At 56.2% G+C, this 25,226-nt stretch carries 25 protein-coding genes, 1 pseudogene and 1 riboswitch; of the genes and pseudogenes, 13 read left to right on the top strand and 13 right to left on the bottom strand.

Translation table 11 applies throughout. The annotated features are described in order from the left end of the window. Nucleotides 1–5: 5 nt before the first annotated feature. On the bottom strand, nucleotides 6–1,058 hold the full coding sequence (locus U6G28_02840) for a thiamine ABC transporter substrate-binding protein (protein ID WRS30643.1): 1,053 nt from the start codon (nucleotides 1,056–1,058) through the stop codon (nucleotides 6–8). 59 nt (nucleotides 1,059–1,117) lie between these two features. Further along, nucleotides 1,118–1,221: riboswitch (TPP riboswitch) on the bottom strand. An 81-nt stretch (nucleotides 1,222–1,302) separates the two neighbouring features. Between U6G28_02840 and U6G28_02835 the strand changes: the two genes are divergently transcribed. Next, nucleotides 1,303–1,722, top strand: a complete 420-nt coding sequence (locus tag U6G28_02835) for a DUF1801 domain-containing protein (protein WRS30642.1) — start codon at nucleotides 1,303–1,305, stop codon at nucleotides 1,720–1,722. A gap of 58 nt (nucleotides 1,723–1,780) precedes the next feature. On the opposite strand, the gene otsB is transcribed toward U6G28_02835, so the two are convergent. Then, the gene (gene otsB, locus U6G28_02830; GenBank protein WRS30641.1) at nucleotides 1,781–2,629 is read right to left on the bottom strand and encodes a trehalose-phosphatase; all 849 of its coding nucleotides are present in this window, start codon (nucleotides 2,627–2,629) and stop codon (nucleotides 1,781–1,783) included. Nucleotides 2,630–2,717: 88 nt separating this feature from the next. On the opposite strand from otsB, the gene U6G28_02825 reads away from it, so the two are divergent. Further along, nucleotides 2,718–4,127 (top strand): trehalose-6-phosphate synthase, encoded by a 1,410-nt coding sequence (locus U6G28_02825; GenBank protein WRS30640.1) that lies wholly within the window; start codon nucleotides 2,718–2,720, stop codon nucleotides 4,125–4,127. 88 nt (nucleotides 4,128–4,215) lie between these two features. Here the strand turns inward: U6G28_02825 and U6G28_02820 are convergent, their stop codons facing one another. Beyond that, nucleotides 4,216–5,868 carry an FAD-binding protein gene (locus tag U6G28_02820; GenBank protein ID WRS30639.1) on the bottom strand — a complete coding sequence of 551 codons (1,653 nt, stop codon included), beginning with the start codon at nucleotides 5,866–5,868 and terminating at the stop codon, nucleotides 4,216–4,218. A 155-nt stretch (nucleotides 5,869–6,023) separates the two neighbouring features. Between U6G28_02820 and U6G28_02815 the strand changes: the two genes are divergently transcribed. Then, nucleotides 6,024–6,620 (top strand): TetR/AcrR family transcriptional regulator, encoded by a 597-nt coding sequence (locus tag U6G28_02815; protein WRS30638.1) that lies wholly within the window; start codon nucleotides 6,024–6,026, stop codon nucleotides 6,618–6,620. On the opposite strand, the gene U6G28_02810 is transcribed toward U6G28_02815, so the two are convergent. After that, on the bottom strand, nucleotides 6,609–7,868 hold the full coding sequence (locus U6G28_02810; GenBank protein ID WRS30637.1) for an MFS transporter: 1,260 nt from the start codon (nucleotides 7,866–7,868) through the stop codon (nucleotides 6,609–6,611). The two genes, U6G28_02815 and U6G28_02810, sit on opposite strands and share 12 nt — an antisense overlap. Before the next feature lie 192 nt (nucleotides 7,869–8,060). Between U6G28_02810 and U6G28_02805 the strand changes: the two genes are divergently transcribed. Further along, a complete protein-coding gene (locus tag U6G28_02805) occupies nucleotides 8,061–8,312 on the top strand; it encodes a hypothetical protein (GenBank protein WRS30636.1) in 252 nt (83 codons plus the stop codon). A gap of 39 nt (nucleotides 8,313–8,351) precedes the next feature. Here U6G28_02805 and U6G28_02800 read toward each other — a convergent pair whose 3' ends face one another. Next, nucleotides 8,352–8,918 (bottom strand): YdeI/OmpD-associated family protein, encoded by a 567-nt coding sequence (locus U6G28_02800; protein WRS30635.1) that lies wholly within the window; start codon nucleotides 8,916–8,918, stop codon nucleotides 8,352–8,354. Between the two features lie 117 nt (nucleotides 8,919–9,035). Here U6G28_02800 and U6G28_02795 point away from each other — a divergent pair, with 117 nt between their 5' ends. Further along, nucleotides 9,036–9,383: a hypothetical protein gene (locus U6G28_02795; protein ID WRS30634.1), complete on the top strand. Its 348-nt coding sequence runs from the start codon at nucleotides 9,036–9,038 to the stop codon at nucleotides 9,381–9,383. A 92-nt stretch (nucleotides 9,384–9,475) separates the two neighbouring features. Here the strand turns inward: U6G28_02795 and U6G28_02790 are convergent, their stop codons facing one another. Beyond that, nucleotides 9,476–9,742, bottom strand: coding sequence for a Rho termination factor N-terminal domain-containing protein (locus tag U6G28_02790; protein ID WRS30633.1), 267 nt, complete (start codon nucleotides 9,740–9,742; stop codon nucleotides 9,476–9,478). Nucleotides 9,743–9,918: 176 nt separating this feature from the next. On the opposite strand from U6G28_02790, the gene U6G28_02785 reads away from it, so the two are divergent. From U6G28_02785 to U6G28_02770, 4 genes are all read left to right on the top strand, one after another. After that, nucleotides 9,919–10,812 carry a fructose bisphosphate aldolase gene (locus tag U6G28_02785; GenBank protein ID WRS30632.1) on the top strand — a complete coding sequence of 298 codons (894 nt, stop codon included), beginning with the start codon at nucleotides 9,919–9,921 and terminating at the stop codon, nucleotides 10,810–10,812. Between the two features lie 73 nt (nucleotides 10,813–10,885). Continuing rightward, nucleotides 10,886–11,470, top strand: coding sequence for a DNA-3-methyladenine glycosylase I (locus U6G28_02780; GenBank protein ID WRS30631.1), 585 nt, complete (start codon nucleotides 10,886–10,888; stop codon nucleotides 11,468–11,470). Between the two features lie 92 nt (nucleotides 11,471–11,562). Next, nucleotides 11,563–13,086 carry an AlkA N-terminal domain-containing protein gene (locus U6G28_02775; protein WRS30630.1) on the top strand — a complete coding sequence of 508 codons (1,524 nt, stop codon included), beginning with the start codon at nucleotides 11,563–11,565 and terminating at the stop codon, nucleotides 13,084–13,086. 3 nt (nucleotides 13,087–13,089) lie between these two features. After that, a complete protein-coding gene (locus tag U6G28_02770) occupies nucleotides 13,090–13,635 on the top strand; it encodes a methylated-DNA--[protein]-cysteine S-methyltransferase (protein ID WRS30629.1) in 546 nt (181 codons plus the stop codon). Between the two features lie 216 nt (nucleotides 13,636–13,851). On the opposite strand, the gene U6G28_02765 is transcribed toward U6G28_02770, so the two are convergent. Both U6G28_02765 and U6G28_02760 read right to left on the bottom strand, forming a co-directional pair. Continuing rightward, a complete protein-coding gene (locus tag U6G28_02765) occupies nucleotides 13,852–14,685 on the bottom strand; it encodes a YwiC-like family protein (protein ID WRS30628.1) in 834 nt (277 codons plus the stop codon). Between the two features lie 223 nt (nucleotides 14,686–14,908). Next, nucleotides 14,909–16,189, bottom strand: coding sequence for an MFS transporter (locus U6G28_02760; GenBank protein WRS30627.1), 1,281 nt, complete (start codon nucleotides 16,187–16,189; stop codon nucleotides 14,909–14,911). Nucleotides 16,190–16,453: 264 nt separating this feature from the next. Here U6G28_02760 and U6G28_02755 point away from each other — a divergent pair, with 264 nt between their 5' ends. Beyond that, complete coding sequence (locus U6G28_02755; protein ID WRS30626.1) at nucleotides 16,454–17,443, top strand: hypothetical protein; 990 nt, start codon at nucleotides 16,454–16,456, stop codon at nucleotides 17,441–17,443. A 63-nt stretch (nucleotides 17,444–17,506) separates the two neighbouring features. Here the strand turns inward: U6G28_02755 and U6G28_02750 are convergent, their stop codons facing one another. From U6G28_02750 to U6G28_02735, 4 genes and pseudogenes are all read right to left on the bottom strand, one after another. Then, nucleotides 17,507–18,238 carry an amino acid ABC transporter ATP-binding protein gene (locus U6G28_02750; protein ID WRS30625.1) on the bottom strand — a complete coding sequence of 244 codons (732 nt, stop codon included), beginning with the start codon at nucleotides 18,236–18,238 and terminating at the stop codon, nucleotides 17,507–17,509. Then, nucleotides 18,228–19,010, bottom strand: a complete 783-nt coding sequence (locus U6G28_02745; protein ID WRS30624.1) for an amino acid ABC transporter permease — start codon at nucleotides 19,008–19,010, stop codon at nucleotides 18,228–18,230. Before U6G28_02745 ends, U6G28_02750 begins: the two co-directional genes overlap by 11 nt. A 91-nt stretch (nucleotides 19,011–19,101) precedes the next feature. Further along, nucleotides 19,102–19,977 carry a transporter substrate-binding domain-containing protein gene (locus U6G28_02740; GenBank protein ID WRS30623.1) on the bottom strand — a complete coding sequence of 292 codons (876 nt, stop codon included), beginning with the start codon at nucleotides 19,975–19,977 and terminating at the stop codon, nucleotides 19,102–19,104. A 398-nt stretch (nucleotides 19,978–20,375) separates the two neighbouring features. Then, nucleotides 20,376–21,688: pseudogene (locus U6G28_02735) on the bottom strand (cation:dicarboxylase symporter family transporter). 673 nt (nucleotides 21,689–22,361) lie between these two features. On the opposite strand from U6G28_02735, the gene U6G28_02730 reads away from it, so the two are divergent. From U6G28_02730 to U6G28_02720, 3 genes are all read left to right on the top strand, one after another. Continuing rightward, complete coding sequence (locus U6G28_02730) at nucleotides 22,362–22,703, top strand: cupin domain-containing protein (GenBank protein ID WRS30622.1); 342 nt, start codon at nucleotides 22,362–22,364, stop codon at nucleotides 22,701–22,703. Further along, on the top strand, nucleotides 22,700–23,428 hold the full coding sequence (locus tag U6G28_02725; protein ID WRS30621.1) for a DUF6226 family protein: 729 nt from the start codon (nucleotides 22,700–22,702) through the stop codon (nucleotides 23,426–23,428). Before U6G28_02730 ends, U6G28_02725 begins: the two co-directional genes overlap by 4 nt. A gap of 165 nt (nucleotides 23,429–23,593) precedes the next feature. After that, nucleotides 23,594–23,980: a hypothetical protein gene (locus tag U6G28_02720; protein WRS30620.1), complete on the top strand. Its 387-nt coding sequence runs from the start codon at nucleotides 23,594–23,596 to the stop codon at nucleotides 23,978–23,980. Between the two features lie 150 nt (nucleotides 23,981–24,130). Here U6G28_02720 and U6G28_02715 read toward each other — a convergent pair whose 3' ends face one another. Then, on the bottom strand, nucleotides 24,131–25,207 hold the full coding sequence (locus tag U6G28_02715; protein WRS30619.1) for a YeiH family protein: 1,077 nt from the start codon (nucleotides 25,205–25,207) through the stop codon (nucleotides 24,131–24,133). Nucleotides 25,208–25,226: the final 19 nt, after the last annotated feature.

Below are 25,226 nucleotides of genomic sequence, written 5' to 3'. Positions count from 1 at the left end.
TGGCACTAGTCAATCATCAGAGAAGTCCATTGCTCGATCCACTCGGTGCGACCCGAGTCGATCTGCTCTGGAGAGAGATAGAAGGGGTCGGTTGGACGCGGCGCGAACTTCTCCCAGTCCTCCGGAAGTGCGACTTCGGTGTTGATTGGGTAGACAAACATTTGCTCTGGAAGCTGAGCCTGGAATCGTTCCGAGAGCATAAAGTCAATGAATTTCTGGGCACCTTCGGGATTGGTGGCCCCCTTAATCACACCGGCGTACTCGATCTGTCGGGAGCAGGTTTCAAGCAGCGCCGCAGTGCTTGCCTTTCCGTCGTCTGCGATGGTGTAGGGCGGGGACGAGGAGTAGGAAAGAACGATCGGTCGTTCTCCGCCCTCACCTGCGGCCGTGAAGTCGACATAGTATGCGTCCGACCAGCCGTCAACCACGCTCACCCCGTTCTCGCGGAGTCTCTGCCAGTAGTCAGGCCACCCCTCATCCCCAAACGCCGCAATGGTAGTTACCAGGAACGATAAGCCGACCGAGGAGGTCGCTGGGTTCATCAGAACCGTCTGGTTCGCGTACTCAGGTTTGGTGAGGTCCTCGAGGGTTTCTGGGGGAGTGATGCCGCGATCAGCGAACCAGTCTAGATCGACGTTCATGCAGACGTCAGAAGCATCGATCGGAGTGAGCAGGTCGCCGACCAGATAGGGCTCGGCGCTCGCGGGAAGGTTCGGCGAGGTGTAGGGGGCAAACACTCCCTCATCTACGCCGCGTGAGGCAAAGGAATCACTGACTCCGTAGACAACATCGCCGAGGGGCGAATCCTTGGTGAGTACCAACTGGTTTACCAGTGCTCCGCCATCTCCTGGTGCCACCTGGGTGACACTGATTCCAGTCTCGTCGGTGAACGCTTGCATGACTTCCTCGGACATCGCGAACGAGTCGTGCGTGACCAGCGTGATGCTCTCGCCGCTGGGCTTCTCACCTCCGACGACGGAACAACCCGCCATCAATCCGATTGTGGCCACGGCGGCGAAAGTGCTGACAGCTGGCCGTTTAAGTGGCCTGTACTCCATGGCTGAAACTCCTTCAGTCTCCGTTAGCCGAGGGCTCCGCCATGCACTTCGCATGTCAAGAAAGAGTTTCCTCGACTCCCTTCGCCGGAATTACCCGGATCAGGTTCGAAGGGTTAGCGGTGATCCGCATTCTCAGCACTTACGTGCTCCCCTGTCGATCGATGTCATCCTAACGCGATTGATAGTCTTGCCGCGAATGATGCCCGCAACGGTCGTTATGCCGGCATTTTGGCATTATTGCCCTATGGCAACGAAAGCTCCCGCAATGTCTCCTTCGGACGTCCCGATTCAAGGGGTCCTCGACCGTGTAACAGGTCCGCGTCGCGCCGAGGCAAATGAGATTCTGGCGCTTCATCAAGAGGTAAGCGGTGAGCTACCGATTGTCTGGGCAAACCGCATCATTGGGTTCGGAGAATACGAGTACCGGTATGAAAGCGGACACGGTGGTATCGCCCCGCTACTGGGGTTCGCGACGAATCAATCGAAGCACACTATCTACCTGGCACCGGACTTCGAGAGACGCTGGCCAGACCTTGTGGAGAAGCTTGGGCCCCACAAAGCCAGCAAGGTGTGCTTGTACATCACTCGCTTGAGCTCCGTTGATAAGTCGGTGCTGCGCGAACTTCTTCAACGAACCTTGGACGAGGTTCGTCTGCCGGAGTAACAGCTCGCCCTTTAGTGAGACGGCCCTGGTTCTACGAGTCGAGTGCCTCCGTGGTCCGTCAGAGAGCCGGACCTGCACCAACAACCGTCGCCAAGTGGGTCAACCAGTTCGCCACTCCATCCGGGCCGTCACAGAGGATATCCGCATACCTTTTTAGTTCTGGCGCTTCGGGCGAGGCAGAAACTACCGCACAGGTAGCGGGCGCGTTCACGGAGCTATGGATCTGTTGAAGCGCCTCGAATGCGGTGATATCGCCTAAATCATCTCCAGCAAACATGACGGACGAAGGGTGGCGTTCGTCTACCAGTGTCTTCAGTGCATCGCCCTTATTGACAGTTGGTCCCCGTAGTTCCCAGACCAGCCTTCCCGGTTCAAGAATGAGTCCGTGTCTTTCGGCGATCGCGCGGATCTGTGGTTCAGAATCAGCACGGTCTTTATCGGGATTGACGGAGTTTCTGAAATGGGCAGCAACGGATAGACCCTTGTCTTCGAAAGTCGCCCCCGGGAACTGCTCGACAACTCGGGCTAGCTCATGTTTGGCTGCGGCGACGGCAGCAGTCGGAGGCGGTGCAGAATAATGCCCAGTCGCCACGTCCAGGCGCTCTGCGCCGTAGTGTCCAAAAACGGTGGCGTTTGCCAATCCCGGCTGGTTCTCAGCATCCGAGAGTATAAGCAGCGTCTCGACTGCGCGTCCTGACACCAATGCGATATGAACTCCGGCGCGATCCAGCTGCGACAGTGCATCGGCTGATTCCTGCACCAGTCTTGCGTCCGCAGCACACGGGACAATTCTCGAGAGGGTTCCGTCAAAATCAAAGACTAAGAGCGAACCGGTCGGATTTGTTGCGACTTCTCCTTCGAACTCGGATCCGGATGAGTTCTCAAATGTCCAAGATCGGGAAATCATAATCTCAACTCTCGCAGATCGGACCGAATTTGGACAGCGCGATCGTGGTTGTAGTTGGTACGGTGTCCTTAGTCGACAAGGAGTTTTCGTGGAACCTCCCATCTCAACAGACCCCAGTTTTGTGGTAATAGCTAACCGACTTCCAGTTGATCGCGTAGTCAGCGAGAGCGGTGATGTGTCCTGGCGCACCTCGCCTGGTGGATTGGTGACGGCCCTGGAACCCTTAATGCATGAACGAGGCGGTGCGTGGGTTGGCTGGATTGGCGCCCCAGACGAAGAACTAGCACCGTTCGACCATGACGGCTATCGCGTCGTTCCGGTCAAACTTACTGAGACGGAGGTCGAGGAGTACTACGAGGGCTTCTCAAACGACACGCTCTGGCCGCTGTATCACGATTCGGTTGCCTACCCCAGTTACCACCGCGAGTGGTGGGACGCCTACAAGAAGATCAACTACCGTTTTGCTGAAGCCGCAGCGAGAACTGCAGGAAACGGGGCGACGGTCTGGGTTCAGGATTACCAACTTCAGCTAGTCCCGGTGTTGCTGCGGGAGATGCGTCCCGATTTGACCATCGGATTCTTCCTGCATATTCCATTTCCTCCCGAAGAACTTTTTGAGCAACTCCCCTGGCGTCGCGAGATTCTCGACGGTCTGCTGGGTGCTGATCTCGTCGGCTTTCAGACTCCCGCTGGGGCCCAGAATTTCTTGCGCCTCGTGCGTCGCCGAACCGATTACCCGGTTGAGCGACGCAGCGTAAAGATGCCTGACGGGCACACGTGCACTGCGCGCGCATACCCTATCTCCATTGATGTTGAGGGTTTCCACGCGCTCTCGGAAACGGACGAGGTTAAGGCTGAGTCGGACGCGCTACTTGAGGAACTAGGCAATCCAAAGAATGTGCTACTCGGTGTCGACCGACTTGATTACACAAAGGGCTTGCGCCAGCGAATCCGCGCGATTGGGGAGCTATTCGAGGAAGGAGAACTTGATCCCGAGGAAACCGTATTCTTACAGGTCGCGACTCCTTCCCGAGAAGATGTGGAACAGTACCAGATTCTGAGGGACGACATTGACCTGCTGGTGGGACGAATCAACTCTGAGGTTGGGGGAGTGGGTCGTCCAGCTATCTCGTACCGTTACCAGAGCTTCCCTCGTGCAACGATGGCCGCGATGTACCGCATCGCTTCTGTGATGCTGGTGACTCCGCTGCGTGACGGGATGAACCTGGTGGCAAAGGAGTACATCGCCTGCCACCCCGGGCGCGCGGGCGCCCTTGTTCTCTCGGAGTTCGCCGGAGCGGCCCGTGAGTTGAACCGGGCGTACCTGGTCAATCCCTACGACCTCGATGGAATGAAGGAAACCATCATGGAGGCAATGACGGACCCCTACGCTGAACGAGCAAAGCGTTGGAGGGCGATGGAGCGGAAGGTCTGGAATAACACGGTTCAGGACTGGGCCGCAAAGTTCCTTGATGACCTAGCTTCAACAAGGGGTTAGAGCCGGAGAATTACCGTCTTCTAACGGTTTGGAAAGACCCGGGCTAGATTATTCTCCAACCCGGGTCTCTCGACGCAATTATTTCTAGTTACTTAGCGGTTCTAGCGTTCTTTGCCATGTGGCGGGCACCGCGCAAACCGAACACTGAAGCGGGACCAATGGTCGATCCTGGTCCGGGATAGGTGTGTCCCATAACCGAAGCGGTGTTGTTCCCGGTTGCGTATAGTCCCTCGATGACGCTTCCATCCTCGCGGAGAACCCGTGCGTCCGCATCGGTCACAGCGCCACCTTTGGTTCCAAGGTCGCCGGTGACAAACTTGTAAGCGGTGTAGGGTCCGTGCTCGAAGGCTCCGAGACAGGGGTTCGGCTTAATGGTCGGATCGCCGTAGTAGCGATCGTACGCCGAGTCGCCCTTATGGAAGTCGTGGTCGATGCCGGTCTTTGCAAATCCGTTGAAGCGGTCCACGGTCTGGATCAACGTTTTCGGGTCAACGTTTATCTTCTCGGCCAACTCTTCGATGGTGTCCGCCTTGACGATCATTCCTTTTTCAGTGAGGCCCTTAATGACGCCGGGCTGAATCGAGAAGGTACGGAAGTATCGCTTGTTGTAGGGGCCGGCCGTGAGCATCCAGAAGTCTCCACCACGATCATGCTCGATCATATGGTGACCTAGGTCGATGTACGACTCTGCCTCGTTCACAAAGCGCTTGCCTTGGGAGTCGACAAACATCATGTAGGGCAATGAACGTTCACCGACCATGAACGGAACCTTGGCGCCCGGCTCATAGGGAGGCAAAGAACCACCCCACCAAGCGTCATCCATGTAGTCGATGGCCGCGCCAGCGTCCATGGCCATCTGGATTGGCCCACCGAGGTTGCCCGGAGCGCCAGATGTAAAGCCCTCGACACCCTGATACTTTTCGCGCCACTCCTGGTTCGATTCGAATCCGCCACCCGCGAGCATCACTCCAAGGCGTGCGTATATCACGCGCTGTCCCTCGGGGCCGTCAACCTTGACACCGACAACACGGTCGCCATCCTTGACCAAGTCCACGGCCGGAGTGTTGAGATATAGCGTTGCGTCGCCATTGACCAAAACAGCGTTGGCATAGTTAGCCATAAGGGCTCCGCCCAGGCCCGTCTTTTTCTTCCCGGTCGCTAGACCACCGATTGTTCGGAACACAAACTGGGCACCCCGGATAAACCCTGCAGGGGTCGACCACGCGCGACCAAGCAACCAAATGTCATCGGTGCGAAGCGGAAGCGGCATTGCATCGCGCTGGGTGTCACTCCACTCTCCATTTTCCTTGAGATTGATGTTCGTGCATTCAATCGCTCGACCGATCTTGCCCCCGGGGAGTTCAGGATAGTAGTCCGGGTACTCCTTTGCCCGGATAAATTCCATGCCATGCTTCTCAGCGGTCAGGACCCAGTCTTCAACCCCATCAACGAAGGCTTCTATGCGTTCTTCGGATGATGCAGGTCCAGGCTCCCCGATGGTGATCTTCATGTACTCGATCGCCTCTTCGCGGGAGTCGCCCGCGCCGTCACGCTTCATCAGCGGATTGTTCGGCATCCACAGGCCACCACCGGACATTGCGGAGTTTCCGCCCCATTTGTCGGTGCTCTCTACCATGGCCACACTCAGGCCCTCGTCAACCGCACCCAGGGCGGTGGCAAATGCGCCGGCACCGCTACCCACTACGACAATGTCAAAAGTTTCGTCTTGTTTTGTTGCCATCAGGCCACCTCATCGTGTTTAGACCGGGATTACCGGACAATGCTGTCCGGTCCAGTATATTGGGGTTGGTAGGTATTGAGAACAGTATCGGCGAGTAATCGACCAAGTCACAGAATTCCGTCAGGAACTATGGCGATAACGCAAAGAGGCGTCAGATGAGCAAGGCAAATCGTGGTCCGGCGGCGGCGGCAGAGAATCGCGATTCGCTTATGCAGTCGGCCAGGACATTGTTCGCATCCCACGGACTAAGTGTTCCGTTCTCGGCGATAGCGCGGGACGCAGGGGTCAGTCAGGGGGTGCTTTATCGTCACTTTCCAACTCAGAAGGCCCTGGCTCTTGCGGTGTTTGAGGAGAACCTGGAAAGAATCGAGAAGGCTGTCGAGCAACGTAACGTGGCTGTTTCGGGACTCGAAGCCGCTTGGGAGAAGCTTGTTGAACTTACGATCAACGATGCCGCATTTGTAGAGATAGCCGTGAACTCCGGGGGCGATCCTCAACTAGAGCAAGTACGTCGTCGGATAACGAGTTTCCTCGATGCGCTTATCACCAGCGCTCAAGAACGAGGAGAAGTGGGGCGCGACGTGACCTCGCATGTACTTTTCGTCGCGCTCCGGGCGGTTTACGGCCTGGTATCAACCGGCGTCTCTGAGAGAGACGACCTGAAACAGGACATTAGGTTCCTGCTCGGTTGCCTGGGGCTAGCCGTCCCTGATTCTCCAGGTCATGTGGAGACTGAGACGCTAGTCGGTTGACTCTTCGCTCGTCTTTTTGTCGAAGCGCCAGACCGTGATAGCAAATACGGTTGGAATCAGTGCGCACAGAAGAAGTGCCGTGCGTAAACCTGAACCGCCATCGCTCGGGAGAATGTTGGCGATAGCGAGGAGCGGGCCGTGTGCTGCCTCGGCAAGACCTCCCGCGAGAGCGGGTCCGGTGGCACCTCCAGCGTCCCCTGCTAGCGCAAGCATGGCGAACATGGCGGCTCCGCCCATAGGGAAACGCGCTGAAGCGAGGGAGAATGTTCCCGGCCAAAGTAGCGCGACCATCAGGCCACAGAGTGCCGAAGCGAGTAGGCTCACGATCGCAATCGACGAGGTCGCGGCAACGAAATAGCAGAGCGCGGCACCAAGGCTAGAGAACAACAGTGCCCGCTTGAGGTCGACTCGCGTACCCCACATGCCAAAGGCGAACCGCCCGACCCCCATCAACAGGGCAAAGAGACCCGGGCCGAGCAGATCACCGAACTCCTTGCTCACCCCTAGTCCCTGCTCGGCAAAAAAGGAAGACCATTGGACCATGGTTAGCTCGGCTGCTCCGCCGGTCATCATCAGCACCAGGGCGGCCAGAAATAAAGGAGTGCCGAAGAGGTTTCGAAGCGAGGTCCGATCCTCGTCCGCCACTGTCTTTGGCAGCGGGACGCGCATGAACACAAATACGTTGACCAGTGGAACGATGGCCCACACCAGAGGAAGAAGAGACCAACGACTAAGGCCGGTGACTCCAAGTAGGAGTGTGGTTCCAACGACAACAGCGAGTTGACCCCAGCAATAGAAGGAGTGGAGCAGAGCCATACCAGACGCCTTTTGGTCTGCCGGTGTTGGAAGATGCTCAACGATTGGACTTACCAGTACCTCGAGCAGACCTCCTCCGATCGCGTAGATCACTACGGCGATGCACAGTCCGAGGAAGGGGTCCCCCAAAGCTCCCGGCAGGATCCCCATTAGTACAAGACCGATCGCTGCAAGAACATGGGCAACTACAATCGGAATTCTGTAGCCGACCCTGTCGACAAAAAACATCGCTGCGAAGTCGGTTAGCAGTTGGACGCCGAAGTTGAGGGCAGAGATTAGGCCCAACTGTGCCAGTGGAATTTCGAACTGGGTATGAAAGACGATGAAGAGCAGAGGGGCCAGGTTGTTGACGATAGCCTGGACAACATATCCAACGTAGCTGGCGCGCTTCGTGCTGGTGTAGGCGCTTGGACTAATAGACTGAGGCGACATCCGATTCCTGGTGGCGGGATTGTGAGAGTAAGGGCATGGATTCCGTTGCTGATTGGGTTGCAAGAAGAAGCGTAGTTGACTGGTGATCACTCGTGTCCGCCGTCTGCTTTGGTGGGACTTCACCACGGACGTAGGATCAGGGTTGTAACAGATCCCGATTGCCGATTAGGTTCGAAAGAGGTAGGAACATCAATGGTTCTTGAAGTTGTCGAATGGGTTTTGCTTATTGCAGCCCTCGTGGTCATGGTGCTTCAGTTTCGCTCAGCCAACCTTGCTCAGTACCGCGGCTACAACACCGCTTTCTGGATTCTGATGGCCGGTTGCTTTGCAATTAACGGGATTGAGAGCGGAACCGGGTGGCAGTGGCTCTGGTACATTGCGGCGGTTGCCTCGTTGATCGCGGCTTTCACCGTGCCTAGAGGTTTGAACGGTAGGCCAGAGTAGTAGAGGTCTTTCTTCGGGCAGGATGCGCCGGAACGTCCGTCAGTCGAGGGTTGACGTTGCGGGCATGAGCTTGCCGCTTTTCGCGAGGTCAGGGTCGGTGCAGGAAGAAAGATCGAAGCAACAGGGACGTCTCTTACCGTTTCGAAGCTTGTCTATCGTTACTCGGATTCTTTTTGCCCTGGTCTCCGGATTCTTTGTGGCGCCTATCCACCGCACCCATTCCCATCTGGCCATTGGGGTGATGTCATCCCAGGTGTCTGCGAGGTCCGGCGCTCCCGAGAGAGCTGCTGTGAGGTCGTCCGGAATCTCTGGTTCGGGCCAGTCCCTCTTTGTCAGTAGTCGGACCGAGACCAAAGCGCCCTCCCTGACGTTCTCGGCACATGGGAATCTATCGAGTGGAAGCCAGTGACCTCGTAGCCCATCGGGTTCGATGACCGTAGATATTGGGCCATCCGATGAGCCGGTGGAGGTCACAGTAATCTCTGCTGCAACCTGACCGCGTGAAGGTAGTTCAGCGCTCACTATGGCAGGCAGACGAACAATTGCGCGACCGGCGAGCCGCTCAACGGGGGCGTCAAAATCCACCTCTACCGGACTGATGGCCATGATGACTCCTTGTACTTGATTGTGCATTAGCGTACGTGAAGCGCAGGGGTAGGAAAAGACCCCCCAAGGCCGCTTTCTCGCCTATCGTATTGGGCAGAAAACTGACACTATTACCCCATGGGATTCCTTATCTACGGGGGTACGCAAGAGTACGAGTTTGATGATCGAACGCTCGCGCACCTCAAAGTCGTGCTGACGATGAAGCTTCGACTTCAGGAGAGTTTTCTGGTCAGTTGGATCAATCCCGCGGAGCGTGGGGGCGGACGCTTTTCGATCTGGTTGTCGCCGTCTATTCCACTTGCTTTTCGTTTTGTTGGAGGACGGGCACCGGAACTCAATAGGGACTGGATCGAAGCGTTGACCGAGACCTCAAATGGCTCGCGTGGACTAGTTGTCCTCTCGGAATCCGAGGCTCAACAGTACCTCTCAACGCGACGCGGAAGCGTGGGACAACATGTCGGCTGACAACCTTGTTCAGGGGACTCGTCGCTGATGGGATGTTTTCTGCGACGACCAACGGTTGTGAGCGGCTTTGCTTCTCGAAGCGCTCGATGTGGCTAGTGATTACGTAGCAGGTTGATCAGTTCCGACTTCTTTAGGCCGGAGTATCCCGTCAGACCGAGTTCCTTGGCCCTGGCCCTCAGCTCAGCAACAGTTCGGTCCTCATAGTTTGGCGCGGTCGCCCCGCGTGTGCCGACGGTCGACCGTCCTTCTTGTGCAGCCGCGTTGGATATACGTGCCGCCTTCTCCTCTGAAGCCCCCTCTTCGCGCAAGCGGTCGTAGAGTTCGGGATCCTTGAGTTGTGGCGTCTTATTCTTTGGCATTTTCCTCTTCTCCTTGGTCTCGAAGAGCCTCATGCTAAACACGCTAAGGGACTGCTCTGCGGGAAAACGACCCCCTTGACAAGCTCAGGTAGACGTGAGTTGCTACGGGAGTATAGTGAGATATATCCCAGTCAATGCATGTTTCTTTGTCGACCCGGGGAAAGAAGGAACTCGAAATGACTGACAACCAGAGACTCTCCCGCTTTGAAACGGGGTCGGGCTTCATCGCCGCTCTGGACCAAAGCGGCGGCAGTACCCCTCGCGCGCTTCGCCAATATGGAATCGACGAGTCGCAGTACTCGAATGACGATGAAATGTTCGGCTTGATTCACGAGGCACGCACCCGCATTATCACTAGCCCCGTGTTTACCAGCGACAGGATCCTCGGCGCGATCTTGTTCCAGGGAACCCTGGAGCGAGACATCGGCGGTCGTTCCGTTGTCGATTATCTATGGAACGAGAAAGGCATACTTCCCTTCCTGAAAATTGATCGTGGTTTAGAGGACGAGGAAGGCGGCGTCCAGATGATGAAGCCCATTTCTGGACTTGAGGAAACACTGGCTCGGGCCGCCAAACAAGGAGTGTTCGGGACTAAGGAGCGGTCGGTTATTCACAGTGCTAATCCGGAGGGAATTAGGCGAATCGTCGAACAGCAGTTTGAAGTCGCTAACAAGGTACTCGACGCAGGCCTGGTTCCAATCGTTGAGCCTGAGGTGGATATCAGGTCCGTTGATCGGGCTGAGTCGGATGTCCTCTTGAAGAAGGAACTACTTGAAGCGCTCGACAAGCTTGGTGACAGGAAGGTAGCGCTGAAACTTAGTCCTCCGGTTGAAGACGGCTTTTATGCAGATCTCATCAGTCACCCGAATGTTGCACGGGTGGTTGCGCTTTCCGGTGGCTATAGCCGGGAGGAAGCTAACGAGATACTGGCTCGGAACCCGGCGTTGATCGCAAGCTTCAGTCGCGCCTTGCTCGAAGGTCTAACCGCGCAACAGGATGACGAGGAGTTCAACAGAACCCTGGATACCTCAATTGAGTCCATCTACGATGCTTCGATGAAAGACTCTTAGATAGTCGTTTCGCCATGTAAATCGTGCTCTCACGCTGCAAGTCTGCGCGAGGTGATGCTGGTAGCTTGTTGCCATGACTGCCGTTTTAGTCGGAGCCGATGGGCGCACCCGCTGCGGGTGGGTGGGAGATGATGAAGAATACTGTCGCTACCACGACAAGGAGTGGGGGTTCCCCCTTCACGGTGATCAAGCCTTGTTCGAAAAGATGTCACTAGAGGGATTCCAAGCGGGCCTTTCTTGGATAACAATCCTGCGGAAGCGCACGCGGTTCCGTGAGGTGTTCGAGGGTTTTAATCCCGCTCTTGTTTGTGACTTTGGCGCGGAGGACATTGAACGTTTGATGGGGGATCCCGGGATTATTCGGAACCGAGCGAAGATTGAGGCGACTATCGCCAATGCGGCGATAGTTCGCGATATGGCCGAGGGAGAGCTTGACGAGCTGATGTGGTCGTTCGCTCCAGAAAGACTCGATTCAGGGCGGCCTCGTCCTCGAATATTTGAAGAAATACCGGCCGTGACTCCAGAATCAACTGCAATGAGTAAGGAACTCAGAAAACGGGGATTCCGTTTCGTCGGACCGACGACAATGTACGCACTTATGCAGTCGGCGGGAATGGTAGATGATCACCTCGCTGGATGTTGGCGCACGCTGGCCTGACGAGTTCACAAAAGCCATGTCCGAAAACCGCGAGTGTTCGCGGGTCGGGGTTGGTAGCTTGGACTCCGAGCGCCGAGGAAGAGGGGTCGAAAATGCTTGAAACTAGCGGATCTCTCTACTCCGCGTTTGCCGCTAAAGATGCCCGTTTTGACGGCCGTTTCTTTGTCGCAATCTCGTCGACGGGAATCTACTGCCGCCCTGTCTGCCGTGCCAAACAGCCCAAGAAAGAGAATTGTACGTTCTACTCATCTGCCGCCGAAGCTGAAGACGCAGGATTTCGGCCATGTCTGATGTGTCGACCGGAACGCGCGCCCGGAACATCCACAACGGACGCAAGCATGAATCTGGCGCGTCGAACTGCCCGGATGCTTGAGGAGGATTGCGGGAACGAGCAGAGTCTGGAACAGATCGCTGAGAGCCTAGGCTGCTCCTCGCGCCACTTGCGCCGCGTCTTTATGGCCGAGTACAACGTTTCGCCCGTTCAGTACCTACAGACCTGTCGTCTCTTGCTGGCAAAGAGCCTACTGACAGATACCGATCTGTCAGTCATCGATGTTGCCAATGCGTCTGGATTCGGAAGCCTTCGGCGCTTTAATGAGGTATTCAAGAAGAGATACCGACTTGTCCCAACAGCGTTGCGCAAGCGCGCTTCAGAAGGATCGACTTTGGACGGAGTTATCTCTGTGGGCCTCGGATACCGGCCGCCGTATCGCTGGAAGGAGATGTTGGAATTTTTGGCCAGGCGCGCAATTCCTGGAGTCGAACTGGTGACGGACAGCAAGTACATGCGTACGGTTCGACTCCTGCTGGCTGGCGGCGAGTCCCTATCTGGTCACCTGAGTGTCGCTAATGATGAGAGAAACCACCTCTTGATCGTGACGGTAAGCGATTCACTACTGTCCGTGCTGCCAAGGGTGCTTGCAAGGGCCAAGGGCCTTTTCGATCTTCACTGTGACCCTTCGGCAGTTGATGGGGTGTTGAGACAACTGAACGATGTCCGTCACGATGCAGCAAAGCTAGGAACCCGTGTTCCCGGTAGCTTTGATTCTTTTGAAATGGCAACGCGAGCGATTCTAGGACAACAGATATCCGTCGGGGCTGCACGAGTTCTGGCCGGAAGGATCGCAGCTCTATACGGGAGACCCCTACAGACAGGAGTGGAGGGACTGACGCATACGTTTCCCTCGCCCCATGAAATAGCGGCAATGGGTGATGAAGTCACTGAGAATCTCGGCAAATTGGGGGTTATCTCAATGCGAGCGAGGGCGATTTGTGAGTTGGCTCAGCGCATGACTTCGGGCGATTTGAGTCTGACCCCTTTAGCCCAGCCGGAAGAAGAGATAACGAAGTTAAAGAGCATTCGTGGCGTTGGGGATTGGACGGCACAGTACATCGCGATGCGGGCGATGGAATGGCCGGACGCATTTCTCGCGACAGATGTGGGAATCAGAAAGGCATTACCTGGCTTCACTTCGAAGCAGTTGCTTGAGATGGCGGAGCGGTGGCGTCCGTGGCGTAGCTACGCAACGGTCAGTCTATGGAACGCACTTGAGGCGGACACTGCAGGAGTCTCGTCCGTCCCTGCTCGTTCGCCTCAATACGACCAAGGAGAATGATCCGTGTATTACTCCACTAACTATGCTTCGCCCATCGGTCCGCTTACGCTGGCCTGCGATGGCGACGGACAGAACCTCGTCGGACTCTGGCGTCAGGGGCAGAAGTACTACGGGAGAGGCATTCCCGAAGCCATGCTGGCGCGCGACGATATCGCCCTACTCGATGATGTGAAAGCTTGGCTAGACAGATATTTCGCCAACCAAAGGCCAGAGATTGCCGAGCTCTCACTGGCGCCGATCGGGGGAGCTTTTCGGCAGGGGGTATGGGAGATTCTTTGCGGGATTCCGTACGGTGAGGTCGTCACATATGGTCAGATCGCTAAGCAGATGGCGGCGCGTGCGAACCGGGAGTCAATGTCCAGTCAAGCGGTCGGAGGGGCCGTGGGGCACAACCCGATCTCGATCATCATTCCGTGCCACCGGGTTGTCGGCGCAAATGGAAGCTTGACGGGCTACGCGGGAGGCATTGATACAAAGATCCGACTATTGGAGCTAGAGGGCGTAGACATGACGACCCTGTTCGTTCCTGAGCGCAGCACGGCACCATAACGTCCTAAAATCGCATCGTTCAATTGCGCTGAGCATACTTTTGCAATGAAGGTTGCAAGTGACAATCTGCCGACGATGAAGCCTAGGTCAGGCCGTGTCGTATGGGTCGGGCGCATTGTGGTAGTCACCGCGTTTTGGGCGTCGGTGAGATTTTGCTTATCGAGGCCCACAGCTCACGCCAGTTGGCACTTGAGTACGGTCGGTCCGTGGTTTTTGTTAGCCAAGTAGTAGCGCAGCCACTACCGCTCCGCAGAAAAGAAACTCGGTGCTACCAAACACTACGGGCTTTATCGGGTGAGGTCGGCGCGCGGAGAGATAGGGGAATAGCCAAGCTCTCAACAAAAGGACAACGAAGACGGCGGCGAGCCAGGGACTCGCCACACCCAGGGCGGCACCGACGGCGGCGAGCGCGACTAGAACTGCGTGATAGGTGAGGGAGAAACGAAGCCAGGTTGGGTTACCTCGTTCGCGAATCATCGTTTTGACGTAGGCGATGGTGCCGATGAAGTAGACCGCGAGGACGATGGCAAAAATCCAGATATGCCGCCAATCGGGGACGCGGGTACCCAGCATCGTGGCCATTGGCATTAGCAAACATGCGGCGGTGATCATGGAGGAACGAGCTAGGAAGCTCCTCGGACTCCCCGTCCAGGTTTGTTGAAGCGAAGCAAGCACTAACGGCACCAGAGCGAGGCCGAACCAGAGTAGGGAAGGTTCTCTCAAAATGAGTGCCACCGCAGACCCAACGAACAGCGTGGCATAAGTGAGCAGAGCTGGAAGGTATTTTTTCCCTCTTTCTAGACGTAGTTTTCCGGTGGCCGTGCGGTTTCTGGGGCGAGGAGCGACCGAAAGAATCCACAGTGAAAGAACATCGTAGAACTGGAACCCTATTAGGGCCGTGACCGTAAGCAGTAGCTGCTGCCAGGCAAACCCGCCGAGAATGCTCCCGACGAGTATCGGAGCTAAAACCATGGCCCATCCGCCGTGCTGGTGCGAAATCCAGCCGGAGCGAGCCAGCTTGGAAAATCGGCTGCGGGACGTCTTGCTCATGACCCTAAGCGTAAGGGGCGACCGCGGTGGTCGTCTCTGAGGCAATATCCTTGTCCGGTGTTTTGCGTGGCCGGCGTAATCACTTTGGTGCCATCTTGTTTGAGCGGTCCTTGTTTGAACGGTCTGCGGATATCCAGATCGACTTACGTGAAAACGTACTCAGACTGCCTAGAGTCGCTTCGCCACCTTTTTCAGAACTAAAGTGGCGTACTCTCAACAGGCATTACCGCATTGGCCGGGAGAGCACCACGGCGAGCGGAATGAGGGCGACAACCCCTACTATCGACAGTGCGGAGAAACTCGTTACTGCCATTAGGGGTCCCGAAGCGAATGCGGCGAGCGCGCCGAATAGATTTGCTAGTGAGTCCACTCCGCCCTGGGACGATGCGCGTGTCTCTGACGAGACCGCCGTCGCGAAGAGCGCTGATGCGGAGACGTTGACGAATGACCATCCAACGCCAAGCAGGATGAGAGAGATGACGACCCAGGTCATGTCGCCTGCCCAGCAAATCCCGATCAGCAGCGAAAGCAGAAAGATGAATCCGCCCAGGGTCATTGTCAATCTATTGCCAAATCGATCGGTGAGAAGTCCGACGACGGGTGCCAGCGCGTACATGCCAAGAATGTGAAGGCTGATTGTTATTCCAACTAAGCTCAGTGACCCTCCCTCGTGCATCACGTGAACTGGGGTCATTGTCATTATTGAGACCATTACGACTTGACCCACGACAATTGCGATGATGGCAACCCGAGCCGGTCGGTTGTCTCGCATCTCGTTTACGATGCTCCTGATCGCACCGCTTTTCTTAAGAGGCGCGGGATTCTTGGTAGCGGTGAGTTCGTCCGAGAGGAGCATTGGGTCTGGGCGGAGGAAGAAAAGGACCACCAGTGCGGCGATTACTGAAAACGCGACTGCAATGAGGAATGCGCTGGCGTAGACGGTGAGTCCCGTCAGTTGACTGACGGCTTCGCCCGGAACCCCAAGGTTTGGCCCCAGCACCATTCCGATTGTCGCCATCCAGACCACAAGTGAGAGCGAGCGGGCTTTGTTGACGGGTGCGGCAAGATCAGTGGCGGCAAAACGTGCCTGAAGTGTCACTGCGGAGCCCGCACCAAAGAGAAATAGTCCGACAAAGAGCGGAACAGTAAGGCCCCACTGCGCGGCGGCAATCAGAATTAGTCCACCAAGACCTGCAATTGTCCACCCGGTTGTCAGGGCAACTCTGCGCCCATGGCGAGTCGCGAGGTTTCCGAGGGGGATGCCCATAGTCGCAGTGCCGAGGATTCCAGCGACTCTGGCAAGTCCCGCCCATGCCTCGCTGTCAGTTACTTCTCCAGCCAAGAGGATGCCGATAGAAGGTGCGACTCCGACTCCGATGGTTCCGAAGATTTGGGAGATGATCAAGACAACTAGGGTGCGCCGCTGGATTCTGGGGACATCCGGCGCGGTAACCGACTGCTTTGTGCTGAGTGCGTCGCTACGCGTGGTGACATGGTCGGTCATCTATTTGGTTCCTGGAGAGCTCTGGAATGCGTGTTACTAAAGACGCGGGAGCAACCTCGCGCGAAGTAGTGCCTATCTCGACCTACTGAAGGAAAGCATACCGGGATGGGGTATCTCAAGTAAGGGGCCGTCCATCTGTGTTGCGGGAATTAATCCGGATGTCCCCCGTATTGGTTGCCACTGCCAATGACTGGCAAATGGAAACATCGCCGACTGAGCTTAGGTTCTTCCTATTAAGTGAGGATGCCTCGGTAGGCTTTGGGTATGCAGAGACGCAGGTTTCGATTCCTTCTAACTGAGGTCGTCACGGTAGTCGTGGCGATCTCGGCCTGCTCTTCTTCATCAGGTGATGCGGCCGAGGAGTTCGACCCCGGTCTGCTCTGGTCCGAACTGACATTCCTTACTGACGGCCCCGATCTAGAAGAACTTAAGGCCCAGGCGGTTGAGGAAGAGGAGTTAATGGCCCAGTGCATGAAGAAGGAGGGTTTCGAGTACATCCCAACGAACCGGAACGTGTCTGTGTACAGTGCGGAGACCGTTGCGGGCTGGGCTCAGGGAACCCTTGAGTTCGCCCAGCAGTACGGATACGGAATAGTTAACAGTCCATGGTTCGAGGAATCAATCGTGACCAGCCAGGAGACGGACTATTCAGATCCGAACGCAGACTATTTTTCATCCCTCAGCTCTGAGGAACAGCAGACGTACTGGTTGACACTGTATGGAGAGGGAGATTCGCCCGAAGACATTGAGGCTTCTGAAGACGGTGAGTACGTTTACGACTGGACGAAGTTTGGCTGTTTCGGTTGGGCGCAGAATGAGACGACTAAGGACTCTCCATACGCTTTCTATGAGGACCCTGAGTTCAGTGAATTGGTTGATGCCATAGGCGGCGTCTGGGACACTGTGCGGCGGGATCCAGAGATGGAGACGTTAGAGGCGGAGTGGTCCTCGTGCATGTTGGACGCGGGGTACGAGGGGTTAGAAACCCGCGGCGATGCGAGTCGGGCGATGCGGGACAAGTACGACGTTCTGAGTGGTTGTTCTGGTAACACCTGTATGGATCCGCCAAAAGACAAGAAGCGCGAGTTCCAGGAAGAGGAAATAAAGCAGGCCGTTGATGACTTTAGCTGCGCGGAAGAAGTCCACTACGACACGCGGTTAGAAGTGATCGACGACCGAATCCAGAAGGAATTGATCGAGCGTTACCGCCCCCAGATAGACGCCGCAATCTTGAAGTACGGAGAGAAGAAGTAGCTAATCCTTGTCGAACTTACGGTACCCCAAGTACGAAGTGGGGTTCCCAAACCCAATTACCTTCTATCCCCACTGGCTTAGCTTGCTAAGGAAGCGTTGCAACTCGGGGGTACGCGGATGGGTGAAGATGTCCCCGCTGGGGCCATACTCCTTAATAACGCCTCCGCTGAGAAATGCCACTTTGTCGCAAACTCGGCGGGCAAACCCCATCTCATGAGTGACAATAATGAAACGCGTTCCCTCTTGCTTCAGATCGTTTATAACTCCCAGCACCTCGGCTGTGTACTCGGGGTCGAGAGCGGATGTCGGCTCGTCCAGTAGCAGCAACTGCGGACGAGGAGCAATTGCCCTTGCTATCGCCACCCTCTGACGTTCTCCACCAGAGAGCTGGGCGGGATGCTTGGTGGCCACCTCTGACAGCCCGAAACGGTCTAGGAGGGCGTGGGACTGCTCGCGGGCGTCCTCTTCCGAAACCCCGTGGACGGTTCGCAAAGGAAGCGCGATGTTCTCGATGGCGTTCAGGTGATCAAACAGGCCGGAGTGTTGGAAGACAAATCCTAGTGACGCGCGGTAGGCCGGAAGGGACGAGGCGCGGTAGTCGACTTGTGTGCCCTGGATCTTGACGGTTCCGGAACTGGGCTCTTCCAGTCCGCCGACTGTGCGTAGCAGCGTGGACTTACCGCCGCCCGAGGGCCCGATCAACGCGAGAGTCGATACGTCCTCGTCAAAGTTGATACCGCACAACACCTGCTGTTCACCAAAGGACTTATGGAGATTTTCTAGCTCAATGCGCATAGTCAAACTTCCGCTCAAAGTGGGAACTCACCAGCATCAGTGGCAGCGTTAGGCAGAGGTAGAGGATTCCAAGGAAGATGTAGCCACCAAAAAAGTTGTAGTTGGTTGCAGTGATTTCACGAATCGTCTGTGTGACCTCGATGACCGCGATGACGGACAGCAACGAAGAGTCCTTGATGAGCGAGGCGAACTGGCCTGTCAGTGCGGGCAGGGTCCTCGCCACCATTTGAGGAAACACGACGTAGCGAAGCTTCTGCGTCCTAGTGAAACCTACGGCGTCGGCTGCAAGGAGCTGGTCACGGTCCAGGGAGGAGGCAGAGCCACGAATGATTTCGGCGACATACGCTCCGTTGAAGACAGAGAGGATGATGATTCCCGCCCAGGTTTTGTTGTTGATCCCCCAGGCGGTGCCGATGATGTAGTAAAAGAGGTAGATCTGCACCAGGAGTGGGGTTCCGCGGATGATCTTCACGTAAATGTCTGCGCCGTATCGCAACGGTAGGAGTCGGGAGTTCGCCGCCAAAGCGACCGGGACACCAATGACCAGGGCCAGTACGACGGAGGCCAGACAGATCTTCAGGGTGAGGATGAACCCGTCAACCAGTCGCACCTGGTATTCAGCAACAAAGCTGAAATCTAGTCGAATGCCAGCTTGATACAGGGAAACCCAGAAGACCAGGACGATGAGAGCGGCAACCAAGAGGTAGTTGGCTGCAACTTTGAGTGGTGGGGTTTTCTTCCCCGGAACCGCCCTAAACCAGGTGCTCAACATCGGTGGTTCCTAACAGAACTCTCAAAATTACTGCTCCTGCATACATCTCGCAGGTTCTTCGGTCCGGGGCGAGGTTTCATGCAGTGCTCGCTCAGTCTAGGTCGAAGAACCACGAGAATCCGAGATCGTCGAACGCCTTCTTCTCTTCCGCAAGGTGTTTCTGAGTGATCGCATCGAATCCGCCATCCGCTGAGTACTGGGCAATAAACTCGTTGATCTGATTCAGAAGTTCCTCGTTCCCCTTCGCAACGGCAATGCCCCAGTACTCGGGGTCTTGGAAAGGAACGAAGACGGCTTTGGTGGTGTCTGGGTTACGTTGCTGGTTGCGATATATAGTCAGTTGGTCATAGAGGAAACCATCGGCTTTCCCCTGGGTGACCTCAGTTACGGCAGCGCTTTCATCAGCAAGCCGAACGATGTCCGCATTGGGTAGGTTTTTGGTGGCGAACACATCCCCAGTGGACCCTGTTTTGACTGTCACGGTCTTACCCGCCTGGTTCAAGTCGTCGATGCTTTCAATGCCGGAGTCGGCGTTTGCCAGAATCGCTAGTTGTGCTCGGGCGTACGGGTCAGAGAAATCAACCGACTGCTTGCGGTCTTCAGTAATGGTCATTGAAGACATGACGGCATCAGCCTTGCCGGTCTGCAGCATGGGGATGAGGCCGTCGAAAGACGTGTTCTCAATCGTCAGGTTGTATCCGTAGGCGTTCGCAAAGTCGCGGAAGAAGTCAACGGAGACTCCTTCGGGGTTGCCCGCCTCGTCTTTGGTCTCAAACGGAGGATAAGCGAGTTCCATAGCGACGACGAGTGGCTTGCCATCCTCGTTCTCAGCCATATCAGAGGTGGTCGAGCCGGACTGGTCGTCACTGCTTTCCGTGTTGCTTGTGCTAGTTCCGCTGGAGCAACTGGATAGCAAAGCAACTCCGGCAACAATGGATACGAATGTGCGGCCAAGTCTGTTTCCCATGATGAACCTCCCGGGGGTGGGGACGATGGACCCACTTAGCCTAACGCGGTCCTCGGGCACACCACCGGGTCGCGAGACTGAACCGGACGGGTAAGCCCGAGTCAGAATCGCCACAGACACAGGCAACGATCAGGTGGGCACTCAAGCTGAAGGAGAACGTACTCGGTCAGCCTGGGTGCCCACCCATTCCCAAATGTTCGTTGCCGCGTCTGGTAGTAGTCAGTCGCCCGTGGCTTGGGACATTGCTAACAGCCGCTTCATTGCGGCTCCCGGTGACAGGTCTCTGCGCGGATGCAACGAGTTGTCAGATCCCATTCAAACAAGGCAGACGCAAATCTGGTGACTATCTGATGGATCATCCGTCCACCCTAAAATGCGCCGACACGATTGTCTCTTGGTCAGTTCTTCTCCTGGATGACTGGGTAAGGCGTGGCCGAGGAGAGCTCGGCGATCTCGTCGGGTACGTCGGGAATCTCACCAGCCTCAACGGTTGGCTCAACCACACCAAGTTCCGCATAGTTGAATGGGCACTGTCCCGAGAGCACTAAACGGGCTTGCTGTTTGTCGATGGTTTTAGTCCAGGTACCTATGACAACGGTCGCGATCGCGTTCCCGGCGAAGTTGGTTAGTGCCCTAGCCTCGGACATAAAACGGTCAATGCCAACGATGATGCCCACGCCGTCCAAAAGGTCGGGACGATAGGCCTGCAGTCCTGCTGCAAGAGTGGCAATTCCAGCGCCCGTGACGCCGGCTGCACCTTTTGAGGCGATGACCATGAAGATCAGTAACCCAAACTGCTCGCCCCAAGGCATAGGCTTACCCATCGCATCAGCAATGAAGATTGAAGCCATCGTCAAATAAATCGCTGTTCCATCAAGGTTGAATGAGTAACCGGTCGGGACGACGACGCCGACCGTTGACTTGTTTACCCCAAGGTGTTCCATCTTCGCCATGAGATTTGGAAGGGCAGACTCTGACGACGATGTGGCCACGATAAGGAGGAACTCGCGTGCAAGGTACTTGAATAGCCTGAAGACGCTTAGACGCGAAACAGCGAAAAGTATCGATCCAAGTATCACAAATACAAACACGATGCAGGTCAGATAGAACGCGAGCATAAGCAGTCCAAGCTGCGCAACTGCCGCGATTCCGGTCTCGCCGACAACGCCAGCGATTGCGCCGAACGCTCCGATTGGGGCCACCCAAAGAATCATTGTGAGAATGCGGAAGACTAGCTTTTGTAGCAATCCCACGGTAGAGAGGACCTTATTGGCACCTGCACCCATGCGTTGTACGGCAACCCTGCAAGCAAAGCCACGAAAAGGACTTGCAACACGGAACTGCCAGTTAGAGAAGCGAAGATCGTTGTTGGTATAAGACCGGAGAGGAATCCATAGACTCCCGACCCGTGGTCTTCGGCCGGGTCCCCCAGGCTAAAAGTGCTTCCCTCTGGAATATCAAGTCCCGACCCGGGTTCGATGATATTGCCAACTATCAGCCCAATGACAAGGGCGAGTGTCGACATTGTGAGGAAATAACCCAGAGTCAATCCGCCGATTTTTCCAACAGTGGCAGCGGCCTTCACCGAGCCGATGCCAAGAACGATTGTGCAGAAGATGATCGGTGCAATCATCATCTTGATGAGTTGGACGAATATTGTTCCTAATGGTTTCAGAGCTACGCCTACCTCTGGGGCAAGCCAGCCAACCATGATCCCTGCGATCACGGCAATGATGACCATGATGTAGAGCCAGTGAGAGCGGTCCTTCTTGGGTTTTGTTTCGGCTATCCGGGGAGCTGTGGATTGAGGGCTGAATGATTCGTCAATTGCTACTTGAGCCATTTTTCTTCCTTGTGCTGCTGACTGTCGCCTTTGATCAGCACGAAGGCAATATGTCACATAACACAAACGTTCGACCGGAATACAACAGTGACCTTGGTCCCAATTCAATTGACGATGTCTGCCTCGTGCGGTCGAGGGATGTCCCGTTATTTAGCGCCAACATCGACGTGAAGTGCGGCAACAAACGAGCCTTGGCAAACAGATATGTGTGCATACAGAGCCTTGAATGCTCCGATGCAGAGGGGCGGTGGTTTGGCGTCGTGGGTTGTCCGCAATTGGTGCAGGGGCTTTTTGGTAGTCCTCTGTGCCTTCTTTTAGTAAAAGAGCTCTTGTCTTAACCATGGGCTGGATCGCGAATAAGAGTGAGGGGTTCGTGACGTTTGATTTCCTCGGGCGTAAGGGTGAAGCGACGGACTGGACTGGGCTTCCGAACCCATTTCCAACGTCGGACGCCGTAGCGAAGCATTCGATGCTTCTGGCTAACGCGGTTAGCGCTAGCGCAGAAGCGTTCCTACGTAGGTGACTCCTGTAGTTTGCTTTCATGGAAGTAACTGCTGTTGGGTTTGACGATGTGCCGGGTGCCACCGGTGTGTCAATGTCGATGTTGCTGGACCAAACTCGATTGGAACGTGTTCGAGTCGATATCGCAGTCCTCGACGAGCACTCGTCCCTACCCAGACACCGGGCAGGACAGAACCAACTCTTCTATGTGGTTTCTGGAACTGGACGGGTTGCCGGTGCAGACGACGTCGAGGTCCCGGTCGGCCCCGGTACGCTGGTTGAATGGCAAGCAGGGGAAGAGCACACCTCGTGGGCGTATACGAGAATGACTGTCCTCATAATCCAAGAGCGGAGCGCCCCGACCGTAGGTGGTTCTCAGTGAGTGAGTACATACGCCCGGCGATTAAGTCGCGCGTCTTCTATGACGAGAACGGCAGAGTCATCGACTATGGGGCCCGTTGGCCTGACAGCCCTCCCGAGGAAAGCTACTCTGTAACCGCCCATCCTGAGCGTTTTGCGCCGCTGCATACGGTGGTGGATGCCTTGGTTCAATACCTGGTGAACAACTATCAGGTTCGGGTGGACGAGGGAGTGCACCTGCTCGAAACCTTGGGTGCGCGTGAGTTTAGCGTGCCCGGACCGGATGAAGTTGACCGCGTGGTTCGGTTGACGCCGAACGATGGCGATTGCTCGCCGCTTTCCTTTATCTGCACCTCTTACCCTGGGGTGCGGGTGGCCGCAGGGGAGTTTGGCGTGTTCTATTACCCCAACTGTGGATGCGATGCCTGCGATGAGACATGGGATAGTGCCGCCCAGGCGATGGAAGAAGATGCGCTGGCCGTCATTAGTGGAGGATACCGCGAGATGGTCGACCTCATCCCTCTCAGAAAGATCGGATACCAGCGGAGCGCGGGAATCAGTGTCGGTCCAGGGCGCACATATGGTTGGGAGATCAAAGGTCCGGACATGAGTTTTAGTCGGAGTTCCGTGGGTGATGCGAGCGGGATACCCGTCCGAACTCTCAAGGCAGTCAACAAGCGGCTGAAGGAACTGACGAAAGTAACGCCGAACGGGTACTGGAAGGCCTGGGAAAGACGGAATGCTTAGCCGATTATCCAATCGGTTGGCTGGGACGGTGACAACTAGCCGCAAGGTTCCGGTGCCATAGTTTGGCTTCATGGGTTCTGCGTAATTGGTGCACGGGGTTCCTTCAGAGCCCTCGTGCGTCTCCTTTTGATAAAGGAGCTTTTGTTGCATCGATAGGGTGGTTCTATGAGTGTTCCTGAAGACTGGCTGGAGTATCGTCGCGGCGATCGTGAACTGGTCGGGTGGATCGCGCCCGAGGGCGAGGGTTTCGTGACGTTTGATCTCCTCGGGCGTAAGGGCGAAGCGACGGACTGGACTTCCGCGGAGGAACGCCTGGATGAACTAGGAATCGGCTACTTGGCTGATCTGTACGGGTTCCGTACGGACGACGGATCGTGGGTGAGGGTGAAACTCATTGAGGTATCACCTGACGGAATCAAAATGAAGCGGGACGACTTCGGTGACGTGACCGCTGATCTGCCAAAGTACTCAATGCAGTTCCCAATTGATGATCGATTGATGCCGCTCGACGATCTGGTTGAGGACACACACCTGATTCACAGCTCGGAATAGGCCGCTTGGCGGGGTTCGGGAGATCCCGGGGTTCTCGGACTTGAATATCCACCAGCGTGGCTAGTCCGCTAACGAAAACATGCGAGAAATTAGGTATCGGCTGGACACTGTGACAGATATTCCTCTCTGTCCTGGCAGTGGGGGCCAGAGCTACGCGAGCCATTGGATGCCAGCGAAGGCAATCACTGAGACAAGGACCGTAGATAACGCCGCTAGCAGGAACGGGCGCAAGCCCACTTTACGCAGATCCCGGATTTTCACGCCGCAGCCCAGGCCGAACATGGCGGCGGCGAGGAGCGCGGTCTGGAGGACTCCTCCTGCCGACAAAACCGCGTCTGGCAGTGGCACAAAAGACCGTAGGGCAACCATCGCAAGGAAACCCACAATGAACGGGGGAACGAAGGGCGGGAGTTTGGCCGGAGATCCCTCGTTCGCAGCATTCTTGAGCAAGGCCCGCTGCCGCGCACTGTAGACCGCGACCACGGGAGCCATCAGCAAGACGCGGGACAGCTTCACAATAACGGCAACGGTCAGGGCAGTTCCGCCGAGGATGCCGCCGATTGCGACCACCTGCGCGATTTCGTGCACCGACGCGCCTGCCCACAGCCCCGCCGTCTCCGGATTCAGGTGCATTAGCGTGGCAAGCGCCGGAAGCAGCGGGATCATTAGCGTTCCAAAAATGACGACGAGGGCGACGGCGGTGATGGTGTCTTCCTCGTGCTCATCGTTCGGGTCGAGAACTCCGGCGGCCCCCGCGACGGCTGCAGCACCACAGATTGAAAAGCCTGTAGCGATCAGGAGCGTGAGCCGGGACGGAACTCGCATCAACCGTCCAAGCAGTACGGTTCCAAGGATTCCACCTAGGACGACTGCAAGTACTACCAGTAGCATTGGGGCGCCCAGGGAAACGATGTCTGAGAGCACAAGCTTCAGTCCCAGCAGGATGATTCCGGCACGCAGTAGTTTCTTGGAGGCAAAGTTGATTCCCGGTGTGAGCGAATCGGGGAGATGGACGAGGTTGGTGAGCAAGACTCCCAGCAGAATCGAGACGATCATCGGGCTGATCAGTGGTTGCAGGAAGTTGATGCCGTAGGAGAGAGTAGCAGCTCCCAGAGCTAGAGCCAGTCCCGGTAAGAGGACCATGAACCCGGAGGTCCAACTTTGCTTAGTCTGGGGTGCGGCTGGTTGTTCGGCTTGCCTGATGTCGCTGGGAGTCACATGCTTCATTGTGCCCCTAGGGGGTCGG

This window comes from Actinomycetaceae bacterium MB13-C1-2 (assembly GCA_035621235.1).
Lineage (GTDB): Bacteria > Actinomycetota > Actinomycetes > Actinomycetales > Actinomycetaceae > Scrofimicrobium.
This window is presented reverse-complemented; position numbering and strand designations above follow the sequence as displayed.